The sequence below is a fragment of the Syntrophomonas sp. DTU019 genome (assembly GCA_913757435.1).
Taxonomy (GTDB): domain Bacteria; phylum Bacillota; class Syntrophomonadia; order Syntrophomonadales; family Syntrophomonadaceae; genus DTU019.
The window spans coordinates 156,144-177,319 of sequence record CAJYDM010000003.1 but is presented as its reverse complement, the minus strand read 5'-3'; the positions used below and the strand labels follow the sequence as shown (position 1 = coordinate 177,319).

19 protein-coding genes are annotated in these 21,176 nt (G+C 52.6%); 1 reads left to right on the top strand and 18 read right to left on the bottom strand.

What is annotated here, in order from left to right:
* Nucleotides 1-12: 12 nt before the first annotated feature.
* From dpsA to AC15IQ_RS09695, 3 genes are all read right to left on the bottom strand, one after another.
* A complete protein-coding gene (gene dpsA, locus AC15IQ_RS09705; RefSeq protein ID WP_483178814.1) occupies nt 13-927 on the bottom strand; it encodes a dipicolinate synthase subunit DpsA in 915 nt (304 codons plus the stop codon).
* A gap of 228 nt (nt 928-1,155) precedes the next feature.
* Nucleotides 1,156-1,953 carry a 4-hydroxy-tetrahydrodipicolinate reductase gene (gene dapB, locus AC15IQ_RS09700; protein ID WP_483178813.1) on the bottom strand — a complete coding sequence of 266 codons (798 nt, stop codon included), beginning with the start codon at nt 1,951-1,953 and terminating at the stop codon, nt 1,156-1,158.
* A 173-nt stretch (nt 1,954-2,126) separates the two neighbouring features.
* Entirely contained in the window at nt 2,127-2,552 is a 426-nt protein-coding gene (locus AC15IQ_RS09695; protein WP_483178812.1) for a hypothetical protein, read from the bottom strand.
* Nucleotides 2,553-2,703: 151 nt separating this feature from the next.
* Between AC15IQ_RS09695 and AC15IQ_RS09690 the strand changes: the two genes are divergently transcribed.
* Nucleotides 2,704-4,479 (top strand): Rqc2 family fibronectin-binding protein, encoded by a 1,776-nt coding sequence (locus AC15IQ_RS09690; RefSeq protein ID WP_483178811.1) that lies wholly within the window; start codon nt 2,704-2,706, stop codon nt 4,477-4,479.
* A gap of 26 nt (nt 4,480-4,505) precedes the next feature.
* Here AC15IQ_RS09690 and AC15IQ_RS09685 read toward each other — a convergent pair whose 3' ends face one another.
* The 15 genes from AC15IQ_RS09685 to AC15IQ_RS09615 form a co-directional block, all read right to left on the bottom strand.
* Nucleotides 4,506-4,799, bottom strand: coding sequence for a hypothetical protein (locus AC15IQ_RS09685; protein ID WP_483178810.1), 294 nt, complete (start codon nt 4,797-4,799; stop codon nt 4,506-4,508).
* A gap of 20 nt (nt 4,800-4,819) precedes the next feature.
* Nucleotides 4,820-5,395 (bottom strand): orotate phosphoribosyltransferase, encoded by a 576-nt coding sequence (gene pyrE / locus AC15IQ_RS09680; RefSeq protein ID WP_483178808.1) that lies wholly within the window; start codon nt 5,393-5,395, stop codon nt 4,820-4,822.
* Nucleotides 5,389-6,123: an orotidine-5'-phosphate decarboxylase gene (gene pyrF / locus AC15IQ_RS09675; RefSeq protein WP_483178807.1), complete on the bottom strand. Its 735-nt coding sequence runs from the start codon at nt 6,121-6,123 to the stop codon at nt 5,389-5,391. Before pyrF ends, pyrE begins: the two co-directional genes overlap by 7 nt.
* 125 nt (nt 6,124-6,248) lie before the next feature.
* A complete protein-coding gene (locus tag AC15IQ_RS09670; RefSeq protein ID WP_483178806.1) occupies nt 6,249-7,193 on the bottom strand; it encodes a dihydroorotate dehydrogenase in 945 nt (314 codons plus the stop codon).
* A 154-nt stretch (nt 7,194-7,347) separates the two neighbouring features.
* Nucleotides 7,348-8,130, bottom strand: a complete 783-nt coding sequence (locus AC15IQ_RS09665; protein WP_483178804.1) for a dihydroorotate dehydrogenase electron transfer subunit — start codon at nt 8,128-8,130, stop codon at nt 7,348-7,350.
* Nucleotides 8,131-8,157: 27 nt separating this feature from the next.
* The gene (carB, locus tag AC15IQ_RS09660) at nt 8,158-11,382 is read right to left on the bottom strand and encodes a carbamoyl-phosphate synthase large subunit (protein ID WP_483178803.1); all 3,225 of its coding nucleotides are present in this window, start codon (nt 11,380-11,382) and stop codon (nt 8,158-8,160) included.
* A gap of 24 nt (nt 11,383-11,406) precedes the next feature.
* Nucleotides 11,407-12,471 carry a carbamoyl phosphate synthase small subunit gene (locus AC15IQ_RS09655; RefSeq protein WP_483178802.1) on the bottom strand — a complete coding sequence of 355 codons (1,065 nt, stop codon included), beginning with the start codon at nt 12,469-12,471 and terminating at the stop codon, nt 11,407-11,409.
* Nucleotides 12,472-12,478: 7 nt separating this feature from the next.
* On the bottom strand, nt 12,479-13,771 hold the full coding sequence (locus AC15IQ_RS09650) for a dihydroorotase (protein ID WP_483178801.1): 1,293 nt from the start codon (nt 13,769-13,771) through the stop codon (nt 12,479-12,481).
* Entirely contained in the window at nt 13,755-14,696 is a 942-nt protein-coding gene (locus AC15IQ_RS09645; protein ID WP_483178800.1) for an aspartate carbamoyltransferase catalytic subunit, read from the bottom strand. The genes AC15IQ_RS09650 and AC15IQ_RS09645 overlap by 17 nt, the downstream gene beginning before the upstream one ends.
* A gap of 251 nt (nt 14,697-14,947) precedes the next feature.
* Nucleotides 14,948-15,502, bottom strand: coding sequence for a bifunctional pyr operon transcriptional regulator/uracil phosphoribosyltransferase PyrR (pyrR, locus tag AC15IQ_RS09640; protein WP_483178798.1), 555 nt, complete (start codon nt 15,500-15,502; stop codon nt 14,948-14,950).
* Nucleotides 15,503-15,675: 173 nt separating this feature from the next.
* Nucleotides 15,676-16,779, bottom strand: coding sequence for a glycosyltransferase family 4 protein (locus AC15IQ_RS09635; RefSeq protein WP_483178796.1), 1,104 nt, complete (start codon nt 16,777-16,779; stop codon nt 15,676-15,678).
* A gap of 28 nt (nt 16,780-16,807) precedes the next feature.
* The gene (locus AC15IQ_RS09630; RefSeq protein WP_483178795.1) at nt 16,808-17,335 is read right to left on the bottom strand and encodes a phosphatase PAP2 family protein; all 528 of its coding nucleotides are present in this window, start codon (nt 17,333-17,335) and stop codon (nt 16,808-16,810) included.
* 340 nt (nt 17,336-17,675) lie between these two features.
* Nucleotides 17,676-18,587: an RluA family pseudouridine synthase gene (locus tag AC15IQ_RS09625; protein ID WP_483178794.1), complete on the bottom strand. Its 912-nt coding sequence runs from the start codon at nt 18,585-18,587 to the stop codon at nt 17,676-17,678.
* Entirely contained in the window at nt 18,584-19,030 is a 447-nt protein-coding gene (gene lspA, locus AC15IQ_RS09620) for a signal peptidase II (RefSeq protein ID WP_483178792.1), read from the bottom strand. The genes AC15IQ_RS09625 and lspA overlap by 4 nt, the downstream gene beginning before the upstream one ends.
* Nucleotides 19,031-19,259: 229 nt before the next feature.
* A complete protein-coding gene (locus AC15IQ_RS09615; RefSeq protein WP_483178791.1) occupies nt 19,260-21,110 on the bottom strand; it encodes a PAS domain-containing protein in 1,851 nt (616 codons plus the stop codon).
* Nucleotides 21,111-21,176: the final 66 nt, after the last annotated feature.

Below are 21,176 nucleotides of genomic sequence, written 5' to 3'. Positions count from 1 at the left end.
CTCACCTCCGTTTCAATCCAGGAGCAGGGGTTCACCCAACCTGGATAGTTCTTCCACAATCAGTCGAGGGATGACCTCGGCTAAGATCTTTCCCGAGGAAACTGGAGCTACTTTGCCGGGTAATCCTGGGGCCAGAATGGCCTTAAGGCCAAAGCAATTGGCGGCTTCAAAATCTGTCCCACCCGGCTGAGCAGCCAGGTCTATGATGATCACATTAGGATTGGCGTACTTTAACGACTCGGCCGTCAATACCTGAGCGGGGACAGTATTGAATACCAGATCGCTGACCTGCATCAGCTGTTTGAGCTGTTCAAACCCGGCCCGCTGGCATCCCATTTCATGAGCGCGGGCTAGCTGGCCAGGGTTGCGGGCTACTACAGTTACTTCTGCGCCCAGAGCCTTAAGGCATCGAGCCAGGGTTATGCCGATGCGCCCGAAACCTATAACACAGGATTTACTGCCATGGATGGTAATGCGGCTTTCCATCATGGCTATCTGCAGAGCGCCTTCCGCAGTGGGGATGGAATTGGGTATGGCAATGGCATCGATCTCGGCTATCTCCATAAGGTTTAAATTGAGGCTCTGGCACCACTCCTTGAGGTAGGGACGGGCGGAACCGATCATCACCAGAGCTTGCTCGGGCAGCATCTGCAGAGCCGCATAGGTTAATACCAAGGGTTTCTCAGTAAAAACGGCACGAATCACCCCTTCGGGATTGGTTCCGGGAAGAGGCATTATCAATACCTCCGCTTCCTGGCATGCGTCCTCGACAGTGTTCACCAGCAGGGCGCCATGACACACCATTTCACGGGGAAAACCGGCCACTGTAACCGTAGCCCCCATTTTAACCAGTTCATGCACCAGAATGGCTTCCCGCTCATCCCCGCCCAAAACGGCGATCTTTATTCCTGACAAGACTGAACTCACTGTCTTCCTCCTTCATGGATGTAGTGGATACAATTATTAGCATTATATGAGCACCGGGAACGGCTGGTGCTTGTCAGAAACGGGCTTATAGCAGCACCGCAGTTGACTAGGGGCTTTGGGGTGAGGCTTGTATACACATGCAGATGGTAATTGGTGGATTAGAAAAGAAGGCAAAAAAGCCGCCGGGTAATCCCGGCGGCACCAATTTCAGTTATTGCAGGGTCGGTTTCACATCAAGGCATCCATCCCATAGATCAGGCCGTTAAGGCCTGGTATCTTCCTCACCACCATTATGACCCCGGGCATGAAACCAACCCGGTCATAGGAATCGTGGCGAATGGTCAGACTCTGTCCAGGACCGCCGAAAATCACCTCTTGATGAGCTACGAATCCGGGCAAACGCACGCTGTGGATGCGTATATCACCGGCTTTGCCTCCCCGGCTGCCAGGAATTTTTTCAAATTCCCGGGTATTTTTGGGGGGCAGAATTCCCCGGTTGGCCGTGATCATCTCAGCGGTTTTGATGGCGGTGCCGGAAGGCGCGTCCATCTTCTGGTCATGATGGGTTTCAATTATCTCCACATCGGGGAGGTAGCGGGCGGCTTCCTGAGCAAATCTCATCATCAACACAGCTCCGATGGCGAAATTGGGTATAACCGCCACAGCAGTTCTATTGTCTATAGCTAATCGCTCCAGCTGTGAGAGTTCGGTTTCGTTAAGGCCGGTGGTACCAACCACACATGCCACCCCCCGGGACAATGCGGTCCGGGTGTTATTAAAGACTGCCTGGGGATTGGTGAAATCGACCATAACCTGCGGCCTTTCCCTTTCAATGAGAATTTCCAGGTCATTTTCCAGCTTGAGGCCACAATCAATGCCGGTGAGCACCGCGAATGCTTCATCATGATAAGCTATATCCAGCAACCCCACAACATTTATGTCAGACTGGCTGTTCAAGGCTTTGACAGTTTCCCGCCCCATCTTGCCTAAAGCCCCTACAACTATTACCTTGATCGGTGTAGACATACTCGAACCTCCCGTTGTTACTTAGCATTAAGTGTTATATATTTTGTGAGCTGAGTCAAGATTTGTTATAATCTGCATTATTCGGGGGCAATAAGGCCACCTGCATAGAGCAGCTCCGCTACAAATAGAAATGCCCGGGGATTTCCCGGGCTGAGCGTTGGTGCAAGTTGCATTTAAACTTGATTATATAACCTGGCTTGGGCTACCACGAACTTGATGATCTCCTGCACCATACGCCGTTCCGAAAAAGTCAGGGCAGTCTTTTCATCCTTGGCCCGGCTTACTACCTTCATGAAGCGCTGGGTGCACTTTATTTCGTGTCTGATTTTATCTATCGTCTCCTGTTCGCGGACATTGGCGTAGAGCCGATTGAGATGATCCAGGACCAACTTCTCCCGGTTGGTCAGGGCTATTACAGCAGCCTGTTCCAGGAGTTCATGTTTACTCAAGTCATAGCTGAGGAAATTATATATTAAGGCCAGACGTTTACGTTCTTCACGAGCCAGAAGTATCTCGGTGCTGATTTCCTTCTTGGAACCCTCCAGTTGCATAACCTGTTCAAGTATGTTGTTGTATATACTGACCACCAGCTGAGACACGTAATCACCTCCCGGCCTTTTATTATATGTTGTTAATATTTTTAGTTCTCTTTTCTTGGCGGTATTCCTTTTTATATTTTGTTAATATAGACAGAGAATATCGACAATGACTACAATTACCGTTTTGTACCAGAGAAGGTGAGGATTTGATATGCCTTTTGACGGATTCACCATATCTGCTTTGTGCTTTGAATTAGACCAGGCTTTGCAGGGAGCCCGCATTGACAAAATCCACCAGCCAGAAAAGGATGAACTGATGATCTCCATCCGCATGGCTCATGGCGGCAATCACCGCCTCTTGCTGTCAGCCAATGCACGCTGGGCCAGAATGCATCTGACCACGACCCGCAAGACCAATCCGCCCCGGCCTAGTGCCTTTTGCATGCTGTTGCGCAAGTATCTCGAAGGCGGCAAGATCAGGGCAGTAAAACAAGTCGGTTTTGAACGCATAGTAATGATTGATATCGAAGCATTGGATGATTTTCGGGAGTGGACTATCCGCCGTTTGATGTGCGAATTTACCGGGCGGCACTCCAACCTCATACTGATCAACCCGGAGAATAATATTATCATTGATGCCATCAAAAAATTCAGCAGTGAAGTCAGCTCTTACCGCGAGGTTCTGCCCGGAAAGCCTTATGTAGAGCCTCCCGCACAGGATAAACTCAATCCTTTGGATACCGCATATGAGACCTTCTGCAGAGGCATCTGGGAGAATGAAGATACTGCCCTATCTCAGGCCTTGTTCGGCTTATTTTCGGGCATCAGCCCCTTCACTGCCCGGGAGATATGTCTGATGAGCGGCATAAACCCGGCCTTGCCTGCGGCGCAGAGCGGTGAATACGAATTGGGCAAACTGTATCAAAAGGTGAGAGATCTGCTCGAAAAGGTGCAAAACGGTGCAGCCCAGCCCAGTATCTCATTTCATAACGAAATGCCCATAGAGTATGCCGCATACCCTATTGAGGCCGACCAGCGGCGTGATTTCGATTCCATCAATTCGGCCTGCGACCACTTCTATACCGCCAAATTAAATAATTTGCGCCTGGAATCATGGAAAACCAACCTGTCCCGACACATCAAACTCATCCTCGACAAAGCCTATAAAAAGCGCTTCTACCAGGAGAGCGACCTCATCCAGGCCCGGGGTCAGGAGAACTACAAAACCTGGGGCGAGTTATTAACCGGATATGCCTACCAGTTGGAAAAGGGCATGAGCGAGGCGGTGGTGGAGGATTATTCTACCGGAGAGCAGGTGGTCATACCCCTGGACGTGCGCTTAAGTCCTATCAAGAACGCACAGCGCTATTTTAAGATCTATAACAAAAGCCGCAAGACCATTGCCCATTTGGAAAGTCTGATGGCTGCCAATCAATTGGAGATCGACTATCTGGAATCGGTCTTGTTGTCTATTCAACAGGCTGAAAGTACTAGCGATATGGAAGAGATAAGTGAGGAATTGGAACGGGATAAGGGCGGCAAAGGCGCCAAAGGCAAAAAATCGCCCCCCCGCACCGTGCCGCGTCGCTATCTTTCCAGCGACAACATGGAGATACTGGTAGGGCGCAACAACCGCCAGAACGACAGCCTCACATTAAAACAATCGGAATCCCAGGATCTGTGGCTGCACACTAAGAATATCCCCGGCTCACATGTCATCGTGCGCCTGCCCCGCAAAATTAGGACCATACACGACGTGCCTGATGCCACCTTGGAGGAGGCAGCGCTGTTAGCCGCCCACTTCAGCAAGGCCCGTCAGAGCGAAAAGGTGGAGGTAGACTACACCTTCCGTTCCCAGGTGCGCAAACCGGGCGGTGCCAAGCCGGGGATGGTGATATACGATAATTATTGGACCATTGTCGTCAATCCTCAGGAGCCCCGGGTGACCAGTTTGCTGGAGTCGGAAATCAAAGACGGTGAGCCTTGATATAGAGCTGCGGTCTTAAGCGGGCACTATTCTACGCGAAGGGATCCATCTTCATTGACGGTTACGGTGTTGCCCGGCTCCAGAATGTAGACCTTATTCTTGACCTCATCAACAGCCACATCACGATTGATCAGGGTGGCAACCTCATTAGCTGTAGCCAGGGTGCGGATCTGCACCCCGTTATCATACAGCTGCAGGGTCAACTGCCCGTAGTCCTTTTTGATCACATCACTCTGGCTGTACTGGTACGGCTTCATAAACACGTATTCATAGCCGCCTTCTTTAAATTGCATCTCTTTGCCATTAAGATATACTCTCATGACGCTGCCCCTTCAGCCGCTTAAGTCCGGCTGCCGGGTTTTACCACCGGCAGTCTGCCTTCCTGGCACAGCGGGCATTCGTCAGCTTCCCAGCTGCTGATGTCTAAAGTCAGAACCGCCTCAAGCTTTGCCCCGAAGTCCACCTGACCGTTGCTGCGATCGACCAGTACCCCTACCCCGACTACCTGGCCGCCATGCTGCTGAACCAACTCGATCACCTCTTTGACCGATCCCCCGGTGGTGACCACGTCTTCCACCACCAGGACGCGCTGTCCCGGTTCGATGACGAAACCGCGCCTCAAGGCCATAAGGCCATTTTCTCTCTCGGTGAAGAAACCCGGTACTCCCAGCTGGCGGGCTACTTCATAGGCAACCACAATGCCCCCCATAGCCGGTCCGACCACCAGTTCAACCCCGTCATCCCGGAAAGCCTCGGCCAGATGCCGGGCTAGTTGCTCGGTGAACGCCGGATATTTCAATACCTGGGCCATCTGCATATACTGATTGCTGTGCCTTCCCGAGGTGAGCCGGAAATGGCCCTCTAAAAGCGCTCCGGCCTGGCTGAATATGTCTATGGCCTGTGATTTTTCTAGCATGATGCTGCCTCCAATTCCTCAATTATCTTCTGCGCTGCAGAAACTTTATCAGCTGCTGCGGTAATCGGCCGCCCGATAACTATATAATCGGCCCCCAGTTCAATGGCCTGCCTGGGCGTGGTGATGCGTTTCTGATCATTGCTCTCTGACCAAGCCGGTCTGATTCCCGGGGTGACGATCTTGAATTCCGGCCCACAGGCGGCTCTGATCGCGGCTATCTCCTGAGGTGAACATACCACTCCGCCGATGCCGCATTCTTTGGCAGCCAGAGCCCATTTGACTACCACTTCTTCAACGCTCCAGTTCGAAATCAACATATCGTTTTCCAGTTCACTCTGGGCAATACTGGTCAATACCGTCACCGCCAGCGTGAGGGGAACTGCCAGGCCTCGCCTGGCCGCTTCTTGCTCCACCGCTCGACTCAGTTCGCTCATCATGGTCCTGCCGCCGGCCGCATGACAGTTGAACATACGACAGTTGAGCCGGGTCATGACCCTGCCTGCTGACGCTACCGTATTGGGGATATCATGGAACTTCAAGTCCACAAAGACCTCACCGCCGTAATCGCTGATTTGCGAAACAATATCAGGTCCAGTGCTGTTGAACAATTGCATGCCAACTTTAAATACCCCCACAAAGGGGGCCAATTCCTGAACCAGGTCCAAAGCCTGGCGCCTGGTATCCACATCCAGGGCTAAAATGATTCTATCCTTCGCCTGCAACGCCATTCCTCCTCAGGTATTAATCGTTATTAAAGATTTGACGGCATTCTTTTGCTTGACCACAGTCACCCGTCCTGTCCACAATGCCGTCGCTTCTTGTGTGACCAGTTATTAGGTTCCCCTCAAGCTAATTAAAAGCGGTGTGCGGCGCCGACCAAATCCCCAATCTTATCAAGACCATGCTCGGTCAGATACTGTTTGATACCCAGGCTGAGTTCAGCCGGCAAGGTTGGATTGACGAACAGCCCGGTTCCTATCGACACCGCGGTTGCGCCTGCCATGATAAATTCCAGAGCGTCAGCAGTGTTGACAATGCCGCCCCCGCCCAGGATAGGCAGGTCCACTTCCCGATAGACCTGATAAATCATGCGCAAGGCTACCGGTTTGATGGCCGGACCGGATAAACCCCCGAAAACGTTGCCCAGCACCGGACGGCGAGTTTTAATATCTATTGCCATCCCCAACAGGGTATTGATCATGGCCAGGGCATCAGCCCCGCCGCGCTGTGCGGCCCGGGCGATAGTAACGATATCGGTGACGTTAGGGGACAGTTTAGGGATCACCGGCAGGCTGGTGCGGGCTTTGACCGCCGCTACCACCGCTTCCACCATGGCCGGGTCGGTTCCGAACTGCAGCCCGCCCTGTTTCACATTGGGACAGGAAATGTTTAGTTCAATAGCCGCCACCCCGGATTGCTTGTCAATGATGGCCGCGGTATGCTCATAGTCCTCCACGGTATTACCGGCAATGTTAGCCACCACCGTAACCCCGTGCTGGCGCAACCGGGGCAGGTACTCGGTCACAAAGACTTCCACGCCAGGGTTTTCCAACCCGATGGCATTGAGCATGCCCGCCGCGGTCTCACAGATGCGCGGCGGCGGATTGCCCACCCGTTTCTCCAGGGTGGTCCCTTTGACGATCACTGCTCCGATAGAAGCGGAATCTATGTAATCCTGGTATTCAAATCCATAGCCGAAAGTGCCCGACGCTGCCGCTACGGGATTCTTCATCCACAGCCCACCCAGGTTGACCGATATATCGGGACCTGGTTTAGATATGGCCGCATCCTTGTGCAAAGTATGGCCCTCCTATCCAATTATTTACCCAATTTTAACACAGGCCTAATTCCAGCTTAAAATATTTGTTCTACAATCTGATTACAGTGTTGGCAAAAACTAAATGTCCCTTTGTGTCCTCACAGATAATGACCGGTCTACCGGTCATTATTGCTTAGGCCATCAAATCCATGCTGAAGACCGGCCCGTCTTTGCACACCTTCGCATAATCGGCATCTTCAGGTTTCAGCTTGCGGGCGCAGCCCAGACAGGCTCCTACTCCACAGGCCATGGTCTCTTCCAGGGAGACCTCTCCGGGTATCTGGTGGCTCTGGGCATAGTCAGTGACCGCCTTCATCATTCCTTCCGGGCCGCAAGTATAAATCATATCGATTTTTATTGCAGGTGCCATTTGGTGCAACAGTCCCACCACCGTGCCCTGGTAACCCAGGCTGCCATCCATAGTTGCCGGCCAGGCTTCAATTCCCAGTTGCTGAAATTTGCGCTGATAGACCGCCGCATCCTGCAATGAGGCCGCTCCATAGGCAGCCTGAACAGTACAGTCCTGCGCCTTTAATACCCGGGCCAGATAGATCAGGGGGGCTATGCCGACACCGCCCCCTATCAGAAGAATGCTTTGCCCAGTCTGAGGCAAAGTGAAACCTCTCCCCAGAGGTCCCATCATATCGATATATTCCCGGCTTTTCACCCGGCTGAGCAGTTCCGTGCCTCGCCCCACTACCTTGTAAAGCAGGGTTATGCTGCCCAGCTCCTGATCCACATCATACAGGCTGAGCGGCCGTCTTAGTAGGGGATCACTAGTCCCTCCAGGACGAACGTGCACAAATTGTCCGGGTCTGGCACCAGAAGCAATTTGTGGAGCCAGCACTTCTATCTCATACAGTCCCTGGGCCACTTCCTGGTGGGCGGCCACCAAAGCTTTTTCTACAGCAGGCATGGTTTTACCTCCGACTAAAATATATCATCAAATTTGGCTATGATATTCAGCCACATATTCCTGCAGGCTTAACACTTTTTGAGGCTTAGCACCTTCATCGCCTTTCAATACCTGCAGGATTACCTTCAAAGTATCGAGCGAGGTCAGGCAGGGGACATTTAATTCCACCGCTGCGCGGCGGATATGGAAACCATCGCTGAACGGCCTGCGACCCTGAGTCAAAGTATTCACCACCACATCCACTTTACCCTGCCGAATCAGATCCACAATGTTGGGGGAGCCTTCCTTGAGCTTTTTGACCGTCTGCACTTCAATGCCATGATTGCGCAAAGCCCGGGCAGTTCCTTCGGTGGCGATGATCTTGAAGCCCCGCTCGGCAAATTCCGCTATGACCGGGATGGCTTCGCCTTTGTCCTTGTCGGATACCGTGACCACCATGGTGCCGGAACCCTTGATATCCACCCCGGCTGATTGCAGCCCCTTATAAATGGCGCTGTTCAAGCTATGGGCAATCCCCAACACCTCGCCTGTGGATTTCATCTCCGGCCCCAGGTTAATGTCCACCTGTTGCAGTTTATTGAAGGAGAATACCGGCACCTTGACCGCATAGAAATTCGGGGTCACAAACAATCCGCCCAGGTATCCCAGTTCTTCAAGACTTTTGCCCAGCATGATCTCGGTAGCCAGTTTGACCAGCGGGATGCCGGTTATTTTACTGATAAAAGGCACCGTACGGCTGGAGCGCGGATTGACCTCCAGTACATACAGTTCATCTTCAAATTCTACGAACTGTATGTTGATCAGGCCTATCACCTTCAATTCCCTAGCCAGAGCAGTGGTGTGTTCAACCACCTTATCCCTGATGGCGGGGCTCAAGCTGTAGGCAGGGAAAACTGCTATACTATCCCCGGAATGCACCCCGGCCCGTTCGATATGCTGCATGATGCCGGGGATCAAAACCTCCCTGCCGTCACAAACCGCATCTACCTCAATCTCACGGCCCAAAAGGTATTTATCCACCAGTACTGGATGTTCTCGGCTGGCCTTGACCGCAGTATGCATATATTGACGCAGTTCTGCTTCACTGTACACGATCTCCATAGCCCGCCCTCCTAGAACATAAGAAGGCCTGACCAGGACCGGGTAGCCGATCTGCCTTGCCACCAAAACTGCCTCATCAGGGTTGAATACGCTTTTTCCGGGTGGGCGGGGTATGCCCAGTTGTGCTACCATGGCGTCGAAGCGGTTGCGGTCCTCGGCCCGATCAATGCTGTCATTGCTGGTGCCGAGCAGCTTCACTCCTGCCCTGGCCAGAGGATTGGCCAGATTGATGGCGGTCTGCCCGCCGAATTGCACTATCACCCCTTCGGGACGCTCTTCTTCTATGATGTTCATCACATCTTCATACACCAATGGTTCAAAGTACAGCCGGTCAGAGGTGTCAAAATCGGTGCTTACCGTTTCAGGGTTATTGTTAGCGATGATGGCCTTGATTCCGGCCTGTCGTAATGCCCACACACAGTGCACCGAACAGTAGTCAAACTCCACACCCTGGCCGATGCGTATGGGACCGGAACCAATCACCAGGACTTTGCGCTGCCCCTCCTCATGTTCGGCTTCATTTTCCTCCTCATAGCAAGAATAAAAATAGGGTGTTTCGGCATCGAACTCAGCTGCGCAGGTGTCTACCAGCTTGTAGGTGGGGAGAATTCCATAGGATTGGCGCAAACGGCGCACTTCATCCTCACAGCAGCCTTTCAAACAGGCGATTTCACTGTCAGAGACCCCTATCTTCTTGGCTTCAAAGAGAATATCCAGTCCCAACGGGGTCTCTTGCAATCGTTTGGAGAAATCTATGATGTTTTTAAATTTCTTTAGAAAATATTTATCGATAGCGGTAATGCGGTGCAATTCCTCGATCGAAGCCCCGCGCACAAAGGCTTCAGCAATGATAAAAATCCGTTCATCGTCAGCATCGGATAACCGGGCTTTCAGTTCCACATCGCTCAGTTCGGTCAATTCTGGCAGCCGCAGGCCGTTAATGCCGATTTCCAACGAGCGGATGGATTTTAAGAACGCGGCTTCAAAACTGCGGTCGATAGCCATGACCTCACCGGTGGCCTTCATTTGCGTACCCAGGCGGCGGTCGCCGAATACGAACTTGTCAAAAGGCCAGCGCGGCACCTTAAGGACAACATAGTCAATGGCCGGTTCGAAGCAGGCAGTAGTTTTGCCGGTGATGGCGTTGGGGATTTCATCCAGGTTGTAGCCGAGGGCGATCTTGGTAGTCACTGTGGCGATAGGATAGCCGGTGGCCTTGGAGGCCAGGGCCGAAGAGCGGCTGACCCGGGGGTTGACCTCGATGACAAAATATCTCTTGCTGAAGGGATCCAGAGCGAATTGCACGTTGCAGCCCCCGGCGATCTTCAAGGCACGGATGATTTTCAAAGAGGCGAAGCGCAGCATCTGATACTCTTCGTCGGTTAAAGTCTGAGCCGGGGCGGCCACAATGCTGTCGCCGGTGTGTATTCCCACCGGGTCGATGTTCTCCATGCTGCAGATGGTGATGCAGTTGTCATTATGGTCTCGCATCACCTCGAATTCAATTTCCTTGTAACCGGCCACACTCCGCTCTATCAGGGCTTGATGGATAGCGCTGCTCTTTAAGCCACGGGTTACGATCTCGGCCAGTTCATCATCATTATTGGCGGTGCCGCCTCCGGTGCCACCCAAAGTGTAAGCAGGCCGGACAATCAGAGGATAGCCCACCTGGGCGGCGAAATGCAGAGCTTCACCCACGCTATGCACTATGCTGCTCTCCGGAATCGGCTGGCCGAGCTCTTCCATGGTGGCTTTGAACATCTCCCGATCCTCGGCGCGATAGATGGCATCTAGGGGCATCCCCAATACCGGCACTCCTTTTTCTCGCAGGATACCGGCCTTGTCCAGGGCCAGAGCCATATTCAAACCGACCTGCCCGCCTAAATTAGCGATGATTCCATCGGGGTTTTCCCGATCCAGAATTTTTACCACCGTTTCTACGGTGATAGGCTCCATATAGACCCGGTCCGCAATGTCGGTGTCGGTCATTATAGTGGCCGGATTGCTGTTTAATAGAATTACCTCCAAACCCTCTGACTTGATGGCTTTACAGGCCTGTGTGCCGGCATAGTCGAACTCCGCGGCCTGCCCGATGATGATCGGGCCGGAGCCGATGACCAGCACCTTTTTGAGGTTACTGTCCAATGGCATAATATATCCTCCAGTCAAGGCGCGCTATTTCAGCGCACCCACAAAGTCGTCCAGATAAAAACCGGTTTCACTGTATCCGGGGAACCCTTCGGGATCAAACTGCACCGAAAATATAGGCAGGCGGCGATGCCTGATGCCTTCCACGCTCCCGTCATTCAGGCTGCGCAGAATCACTTCAATATTACTCCCCAGAGTATCTTCTTCAACTTGAAACCCATGGTTTTGGGTGGTGATGTACACCCGCCCCGTCTTAAGATCTTTTACCGGATGGTTGCTGCCGCGATGCCCGTAAGGCAGGCGGCTGATGCTGGCACCTAGAGCCAGGGCCAGAACCTGGTGCCCCAGACCAATACCAAACATAGGCTTCTTGCCCAACAGGTCCCGGCAGGCGGCAGCGGCATAGGAGATAGCGGTAGGGTCGCCGGGGCCATCGGAAACCATAATCCCGTCCGGATTCAGTTCCAGGATTTCGACTGCAGTGGTGCCGGCGGGAACCGCTACCACTTCGCAGCCACGCTCGGTCAACAGGTCTATATAGCCGCGCTTGGTGCCCAAGTCGAGCATGACCACGCGGCTTTCTCCGTTCCCAAATTTCATAATGTTCTTGCGGGTAACATACTGTACCAGATCTCCCTGCAATTCCCGGCGGGCGTTCTCCGCCTTGGCGATCAAGCCGGCCAATTGATCTATAGTATCAGTAATAATCCCGCCCATACTACCCTCACGGCGGATCGCCCGGGTCAGAGCGCGGGTATCGACCTCGGTCAACACCGCTATCTCGCTTTTGTTGAGGAAGCTGATCAAATCGGTTTCCATCTCATAATGACTGGGAAAATCGGTAGCTTCGCGCATCACCAGACCGCGCAGCATAGCCCCGCGGGAGGCATAACTCTTTTCTACCAGGCCTACATTGCCTACCAAAGGGTAGGTCATGACTACTATTTGACCGTAATAAGAAGGGTCGGTTATGATATCTTGATAGCTGATCATGGCGGTGGTAAAGACCACTTCACCACCCGCCCGAAGGCAATCGTTCAATAGTTTTCCGGTAAAAACCCGGCCGTTTTCGAGCACCAGGTAGCCTTTCAAATCAATGTCACTCCTCCGCTATGTTGCCGTCAATATAGACCAGTTTGCCGGCCACGATGGTGGCCCAGGGCCAACCGGTAAGCTGCATGCCTTTAAATGGCGTGTTTTTGCCCTTGGAATAGAATTTTTCAGGTTCCACGATTCTAGTCAATTCAGGATCGATTATGGTGATGTCGGCGGCATCACTGATGTTGAGACGGCCTTTGGGCAGGTTTATTATGTCTGCCGGGCCGACGGTAAACAGCCTGACCAAATCCGCTATGGGCAAAATACCGGTGTTGACCAGTCGATCCATTATCACCGCTACAGCGGTTTCCAGTCCCGAAATTCCCGCTGCTGCCATGTCGTATTCGCAATCTTTGCTCTCCAAATGGTGAGGGGCGTGATCAGTAGCCAGGCAGTCGACCGTGCCGTCTAAGAGAGCCGCCCTTAAGGCCTCGATATGTTCGTGGCTGCGCAGTGGCGGAGCCACCTTGGTGTCAGTGTCATAACTGCCCACTAGCTCATCACTCAAGGTCAGGTGGTGGGGGGTTACCTCACAGGTAACCTGAAGCCCTTCAGCTTTGGCCTGGCGGATCAACTCCATGGTGCCAGCCGTGGAAGCATGGCAGATATGAAGCTTTCCTCCGGTGAGGCGGGTGAGGATTATGTCCCGGGCTACCATGGCTTCTTCTGCAGCCGCTGGAATGCCTTTCAGACCGTAGAAGGTGGAGTAAAAGCCCTCATGCATCTGCCCTCCGGCACTCAGATAGGCATCTTCGCTGTGGGTCAACAGGGGTACCCCGAACATCTTGCTATATTCCAGAGCATTGCGCATCACATCCGATCTCATTACCGGTCTGCCATCATCCGAGAAAGCCACACAACCCGCTGCCAGCAAGTCGGTATATTCACTTAATTCTTCTCCGCCCTGTTTCTTAGTTATGCTGCCGATGGGCAGCACGTTAATTACTCCGCGGCGCTGGGACTGCTCCTTGATAAAACGCGCCACCGCCATATTGTCGATGACCGGATCAGTGTTGGGCATACAGCACACCGTGGTGAAGCCGCCGGCGGCGGCAGCACGGGTGCCGGTGGCCAGGTCTTCCTTGTATTCAAATCCCGGTTCACGGAGATGTACGTGTATATCTATAAAGCCGGGGCATACGATTTTGCCTTGAGCATCCAGGATTTGTGCATCCTTGGCTCTGATATTCTTGCCTATTTTCGCGATTTTGCCATTATTCACCAGGATGTCGAGCAGCTCGTCACGCCCGTTTTCCGGGTCTATAACTCGCCCGCCTTTAACCAGCAATTTCATCTTTGGCGCCCCCCATCATCAGGAATAAAATGGCCATCCGCACTGCTACTCCGTTGGTCACCTGTTCATTGATCACCGCCTGAGTGCTGTCGGCCAGGCTGCTGGATATCTCCACGCCGCGGTTCATTGGCCCGGGGTGCAGTACTAATACGTCATCCTTGGCCCCTTTGAGGCGCTCTGGGCTTACCATGTAAAGTTCGGCATACTCATCCAGGGAGGGAAACAGGCCGGCTTGCTGCCGTTCCCGCTGCACGCGCAAAACGTTCACCACATCGGCATCCTTGACCGCCGCCTCCAGGCTGTAATAACTCTTAACCCCCAGTTTTTCCACCTCCGGGGGGATTAATGTAGCTGGTCCGACCACGCGGATCTCACATCCGTAGCGGGATAATCCGTATATATTGGAGCGGGCTACCCGGCTGTGGCGGATGTCGCCCACAATGGCCACTTTCAGGTTTTCCAGGGTGCCTTTGTGCTCCCTGATGGTGAACATATCCAGGAGGGCCTGGGTGGGATGCTCATTTTGCCCGTCACCCGCATTGACTACCCGCATTTTAGTGCAGCGGGCCGCATAATGGGGAGTACCGCTCATGCTGTGGCGCATCACCATGAGATCAAAGCCCATCACTTCTATGGTCTTGAGGGTATCGCGCAGACTTTCCCCCTTCTGCACGCTGCTGGTATTGACAGCCAGATTGACAGTATCGGCGCTGAGATATTTGCCCGCGATCTCGAATGAGGTACGGGTACGAGTGCTGTTCTCATAGAAAATTGTTACCATGGCTTTGCCCCTCAAGGTGGGCACCTTTTTTATATCCCGCTTAATAACGTCTTTCATGGGTATTGCTGTATCCAGAATCTGATCGATCTCCTCCCTGCTCAGATCCTTGATGCCCAGTAGATCTTTTCTGCGGTCCAGTTTCACCTTAAAGCCTCCTTTAACTGCTGCCTTTGCCACTAAGCCCCATTCGTCCCACTATGCTGCCTGTCATTCGCTTATGCTGCATTGCATACAAAACCATTGCTCTGCCATCCCGATTGTATAAGCCATGGTCTGATCCGGCATCCCCCGGCTTATGGCACAAAAAAACCTTCCCCGTTGATGCAAGGAAGGTGCCCGTGTCTGCTGGGTTTCTCCCTTGCCGGCCTCTCTGGACCAGTTTAAAGGGATGTTATTCAGGTTTCATTGATCGGCTCCTGTATTACTACCTTATCTATTCCGTCGATCTCCGCCACCAGGACTGATACTATCTCCTGTGCCGAGGTGGGAACATTTTTGCCTATATAGTCTGCTTTGATGGGCAGTTCCCGGTGTCCCCGGTCCACTAGCACTGCCAGTTGAATACGTTTGGGCCGCCCCAGATCGATCAAGGCATCCATAGCTGCCCTGACGGTGCGACCGGTGTATAAGACATCATCCACCAGTATCACCACTTTGCCGTTGATGTCGAAATTCACCTCGGTGCGGTGCACCATAGGCTGGGTAGAAAGCATGGTGAGGTCATCACGATACAGGGTAATGTCCACGATACCGACCGGCACCTCTACCTCTTCGATAGCCCCGATGCGTTCGGCCAGCCGCTGCGCCAGCGGTCCGCCGCGGCGGCGGATCCCCACCACGACCAGGTCCTGCACGCCCTTGTTCTTCTCCACGACCTCATGGGCGATCCGAGTCAGGGCTCGTTTCATTCCCACCTCATCCATGATTATGTTTTTGTCACGCAGGTTCAAATATCATCCCCCCTGGTCTCCGCCAAATAAAAAGCCTGCCTGGTCCGTAAGACTCAAGGCAGGCGCAACCTGACACATTAATCCTTGCTAGCCTCACGGGGCCAACTTAAAGGCTCTTAAGCAATTCTAAACAAAGCTGCGGTCTGTGTCAATTTTTTTATTGCCTAAAACCGTTAAGTCAATTGGTACAAAGTCTGATAAAAATCCGCCAGTATACCGTCCCAATTGCGGGAGCGGGCGTGGTCCAATGCTCCTTTAGCCAGGGTTGCCAGCAACTCGGGCTGTTTGATTAAAATTTCAATCTGATCCGCCATATCGGCAGCATCGCCAGCCTTAAAAGCCAGACCGTTATGACCCTCGATAAGATTGTCCTCGACTCCTCCGGCGGGGGCTGCCACAACTGGCAGCCCCGAAGCCATGGCTTCCAGTATCACATTGCCGAAGGTCTCGGTCACCGATGGAAACACGAAGATATCGGCTGAGGCATACAGGTCATAAAGATCCTGTCCGCGTTGATAGCCTAAAAAGACTACATTTTCGATCTTCGTTTCCTCTAGTTTTTGGCGCGCCGGGCCATCCCCCACCATGAGCAGGCGGTACTTCAAGCCGCGCCGGTTCAAATGGGCGGCCGCCTCCATCAATACCTCCAGGTCCTTTTCCGGGGCAATGCGACCCACATACAGGAGTATTTTTCCCTGTGGGTCTTCCATATAGCGCAGGCGTATTGCTTCGCTGCGATAGGCAGGGTTAAACAGCTCACTGTCAATTCCATGGGGGCAGTGGCGCAGATTAGGGATGTCATGCTCCTCTAAGAGGCGCAGGGTGCTCACTGAAGGGCTGAAATTGACCTGACAATGCCGATGGAACCAGCGCAGATAGCGCCAGCCCGGTTTTTCCAGGAAGGGCAGGCCGTAATAGCTCAGATATTGCACGAAATTGGTGTGATAAGTGGATGTTAAGGGCAGGTCATGGCGAAGAGCGTATTTCATCCCCTGCCAGCCCAAGGTGAATTCGGTGGCCAGATGAACCACATCAGGCTTGAATTCGTCCAGTATACGAGCAATCTCATGATAACGCGGCATGGTGATCAGCAGTTCCGGATAAAGCGGGAACTTACTCCCGCCAAAAGTAAAAACCCCGGGTTCAGACTTATCCCCCGGAACAAAATACACGTATTCTATTCCATTTTGCTGCATATAATCTTTCATTTTCCCCAGGATGACGCTGACCCCATTGACCTGAGGGAAATAGGTATCTGAAAAAATCGCGAGGCGCATGGTATTTACCTTCATCTACTTTAAAGTATTATATCCAATAGTGTGAAGCCATGTAGAATGATGCCAGGGCTATGCCCAATCCGGCCAGGACATCGCTGGGATAATGTGCTCCCAAATATACCCGTGACACCCCCACGATGCCTGCCATACCCAGAGCCAACGGGGCCAAATCAGGCGCTACCCAACTTACCGGCAAGGCCAGGGCAAACGCGGCACAAGTATGGCCGGAAGGAAAGGATCGCTTTGATGTGGGCGGCTTATTGGCAATGATATCTTCCAGGACCTTGAAAGGCCGTTCGCGGTAAACCATACATTTAATGGTGTGCACCAGGGTCTGGCTGATAATAAGGACAACGGCCATATCCCGCCCCAAAGCGTAAAGATGATTGTTGTCGGAGAACATCAATATCACCGGCACTGCTACCACTACCGGCAGTGAACCCAAATTGGTAAAAACCTGCATTAGTATGTCCAGGACCCGGCATTTATAATGCTGGTTGATAAAATAGAGCAGCTTTAACTCGCGGCCACGAAAAAAACCGATAATAGAATTCAACTATACTCTCCTCCCCAACCGCCGTAACCGGTCGCAAGTACACAATATTGGGTTGTTCATTATATGAACTACCCCATAAAAATATCCTTCTCCCCTAGCATCACTTATTATATTACCTAATACGACACAGCTTGTAACTGTTTTTTTGTGTCCCCTCAGGTCCGCAGCCGGGAAAGGAATTGTTGAAACTCAGCAGGCGGATCTGAACTGAATTCAAGGTAGGCCCCACTGGCAGGGTGGTTAAAACCTAAGACACTGGCATGCAAAAGCTGAGAAGTCACCCCTGCAGGAATTATATTACCTAATACGACACAGCTTGTAACTGTTTTTTTGTGTCCCCTCAGGTCCGCAGCCGGGAAAGGAATTGTTGAAACTCCGCAGGCGGATCTGAGCTGAATTCAAGGTAGGCCCCACTGGCAGGGTGGTTAAAACCTAAGACACTGGCATGCAAAAGCTGAGAAGTCACCCCTGCAGGAGACTGGCGTGAAGTATAAAGAGCGTCACCAACTACCGGATGTTTGAGATACTGCATATGCACCCTGATTTGATGAGTGCGCCCGGTCAACAACGTCACCTTGAGCAAAGTGTATCCGTCAAACCTCTCCAAGACCTGATACTGGCTGGTCGCAGCTCTGCCGTCAGCTACCACCGCCATTTTCTTGCGATCAGTCTTGCTGCGCCCGATAGGCGCCTCGATGCTGCCCTGATTCTCCTTTATGACCCCGTAAACCACGGCCAGATACTGGCGCAGAATGGTGTGGGCCTTGATCTGCTCAGCCAGGGATCGGTGGGCGGCGTCATTCTTGGCTACTACCATCACCCCGGAAGTATCCTTATCCAGGCGGTGAACAATGCCGGGACGCAGTTCGCCATTGATTCCGGAAAGGTCCTTAACATGGTAGAGCAGGGCGTTCACCAGGGTGTGTTCCCAGTTGCCGTGGGCGGGGTGGACCACCAGACCTTTGGGTTTGTTTACCACCACTACATCGTTGTCCTGATAAATGATCTGCAGTGGAATGTCTTCGGCCTGCAGCCTGACCGGAAGCGCTTCCGGCACCTCCACTGACACCACCTCCCCGGCACGGACTTTATAGCTGGCCTTGCGCATCTCACTGTCCACCCGGACCTGGCCTTCAACGATCAACTTCTGCACTTGAGAACGCGACAGGCTGCCGACACTGTCCGCAACAAAGGCGTCCAGACGCTCCCCTTCCACATCTTCTCCCACCAGCAGAGAGGTTTTATGGTTCATTGCTCAATACCATCCTTATCAAACCAGATAAAATACCCGACCAAGAGGATACCCCCCGTAACAATGGCTATATCAGCCACATTGAAGACCGGAAACCAGTGAAAATCTATAAAATCCACCACATGACCGAGGCGGTAACGGTCAAGCAGATTGCCCCATGCCCCGCCGGCCATTATGCCAGCAATATGTTGCACCAAAGGTTCCGGTTTGGCCAATAGGTTATAGCCCGCCAATACCAGCACCACCATTACCGCAGCTATTATAAAGAATACGGTCTGCCCCTGCAACATGCTGAAAGCGGCGCCACGGTTGAATACATGGGTAAACCACATCACCTCAGGCCAGACTTCCACACTCTGACCGGGCATTATCTTCATCCCCACCATCCACTTGCTCCCTTGGTCGATCAGCACCACCATGGCCATCCAAATCCAGAAGCGCACTGTATACCTCCCTATCACTGTCCGGTATGTTCCATTTTACGCCACCGCACCGGACAACACAACTGCCGCTTTAAGCGCCTCAGGCCAGCTCAACGCCGGATTCATCCCCATTTCCCTGCAGCTCAGTCTCACCACCGTTGCAACCCCGTAGAAAAACGTCAGACCCAGGTGATGCCTTGCCGATGTAGGCCTCACCTGGGTCCAACGCCCCTCTTCTCCTCTTCTAAATCTAAAGGATGCGGATCATGCCTCCGCTGAATTGACTTTCATGGGGAATGTTCTGCACCTCGACCTGGGCTGAAGTCTTGGTGCCGTCCTTACAATTCCATTCCAGGGTATTGATTTTGGACGAAGGGTTGAGCAATTTTTTAGCGGTCCTGGCTCCCAGCACAGTCTTCAGTTCTTTGCCGACTAGCTGCGAAGATTTCTCATAGCCCAAGAATTCCGCCATGGCTTCAGAAGCAGCATCGATTTTCCCTTTGTGGTCATAAGTCAGGACACTGGCTCCTAAGCTGTTTAAGGCCGCCAGTAGCTGCTTGCACTGACCTTCCGATTCCCTGAGCCATTGCTTATGGTTCTGCAGGATGGTATGGCGTTCAGTAACATCGCGCAAACACTCAATGGCGCCTAGCAGCCTGCCGTCGGCGCTGTACCAGGGCATGGCCCGCCCCCACAGATTGCGGCCTTCGCCGCGCAGCTTAGGGGTCTTGAATTCGCTTATAACCGTGTAATCATCCACCTCAATTACCTTATAATACTGTTTGACCTCTTCCGGCCTCAATACCAGGTCAACCATGATAGGCCTCCTGCTATCATAAAAAGCCAGTGCATACTCGAAATTGCCCCGCCCCAGCATGTCGCTGGCCTTAATGCCGGTAAGTCTTTCCATAGCTTTGTTCCATACCACCACTTTACCTTCCATATCGATGGCCATGGTGGCATCGGGCAGGCAGTCCGCCAGTCCCTTCAAATCCTGTTCAGATATAGTGAGCCGGTTCATTTCTTCCTTGAGACGGGTCACACTGCGGGCTATACCTTGAATGGCTACAGTTTTGCCGTTAACATAAAGAGGCCAAATGCTCACATCCAGGTGCAGCAAGGTATCCCATTTGGTCATTACCGACAGTTCATAATTTATATGCCTGCCCGGAGCGAGACGCTGGTATTGAAAACCACGCAGCAGTTCCAGGCTCTCGCCGGCCGACAATTCCTGTATGTTCATGCGCACCAGTTCGGCCACCGAGTACCCGGTAATGCGTTCTGCCGCCGGGTTGACCGATATCAGGTTGCCGCCCAAATCGTGCAGGAATATCATATCACTGGCATTGTAAAAGAAATCTTCATATGTATCGCGTGAGTGGCGCAGCTTCTCGCTGGCCAGTTTGACCGGATTGATGTCGCGAATGGATGCCATCAGACGGGTGCGGTCTTCAAAAACCACTCGTTTTGATTTGACCTCTATCCAGAACACCCTGCCATTGCGGTCGCGCATCCTCCACTCCATGGATTGAGAGCGAGAATCGGAAGACATGCGCAGCCAGCGCTTGAATTCCTCACCGCTATAAGGCGGTTCTTCCGGGCAAAGATCGCCGATATTGAGCCGCGTTAATTCTTCCCGGCTGTATCCGAACATTTCACAGGCGGAACGGTTCATATGCAGGATCTCGGTGGTGTATGTATCCAGGAGGAATATGGAATCCCAGGATTCATCGAACACTTCATGATATTTGCTGCCCAGTTCCTGAGCAACCGCTTCGAAGCGGCGGGCGGCACTGACATCGTCAAATATTGAAACCAGGCCATCGGGAGTAGTGTAGATCCGTTCTACGAAGAAGCGGTGACTGACTTTGCTTTCAACGCTGCCCATACGTCCCGTTTCAAGAACCTGCATGTATGCATCCTGAGTGCTGCTGCCCACTAGTTCGGGCAGTACGTCCAGCCATTTCTGGCCAATAATGGCATCCGCCGCTTGACCCGCCAGGCGGGCATAGGCGGCATTACAATACACGATTTGCAGGTCTTTATTGATAGCTACCAGTGGAGATTCGATGCAATCCAGGAAATATCTGTAGCGAACCATTGCCTCAGCTCCTCTTTTAACCCTCTTAACCCAACAATTTATCCTCTCTAAATTGTAATACCTTTA

Bases quoted from the DNA above. Each gene is read 5' to 3' on its own strand.
- dapB (WP_483178813.1), bottom strand. From the start codon at position 1,953: ATGTCTACACCGATCAAGGTAATAGTTGTAGGGGCTTTAGGCAAGATG.
- AC15IQ_RS09690 (WP_483178811.1), top strand. From the start codon at position 2,704: ATGCCTTTTGACGGATTCACCATATCTGCTTTGTGCTTTGAATTAGAC.
- AC15IQ_RS09685 (WP_483178810.1), bottom strand. From the start codon at position 4,799: ATGAGAGTATATCTTAATGGCAAAGAGATGCAATTTAAAGAAGGCGGC.
- pyrE (WP_483178808.1), bottom strand. From the start codon at position 5,395: ATGCTAGAAAAATCACAGGCCATAGACATATTCAGCCAGGCCGGAGCG.
- pyrF (WP_483178807.1), bottom strand. From the start codon at position 6,123: ATGGCGTTGCAGGCGAAGGATAGAATCATTTTAGCCCTGGATGTGGAT.
- AC15IQ_RS09665 (WP_483178804.1), bottom strand. From the start codon at position 8,130: ATGCCTGCTGTAGAAAAAGCTTTGGTGGCCGCCCACCAGGAAGTGGCC.
- carB (WP_483178803.1), bottom strand. From the start codon at position 11,382: ATGCCATTGGACAGTAACCTCAAAAAGGTGCTGGTCATCGGCTCCGGC.
- AC15IQ_RS09650 (WP_483178801.1), bottom strand. From the start codon at position 13,771: ATGAAATTGCTGGTTAAAGGCGGGCGAGTTATAGACCCGGAAAACGGG.
- AC15IQ_RS09635 (WP_483178796.1), bottom strand. From the start codon at position 16,779: ATGCGCCTCGCGATTTTTTCAGATACCTATTTCCCTCAGGTCAATGGG.
- AC15IQ_RS09625 (WP_483178794.1), bottom strand. From the start codon at position 18,587: ATGAACCATAAAACCTCTCTGCTGGTGGGAGAAGATGTGGAAGGGGAG.
- AC15IQ_RS09615 (WP_483178791.1), bottom strand. From the start codon at position 21,110: ATGGTTCGCTACAGATATTTCCTGGATTGCATCGAATCTCCACTGGTA.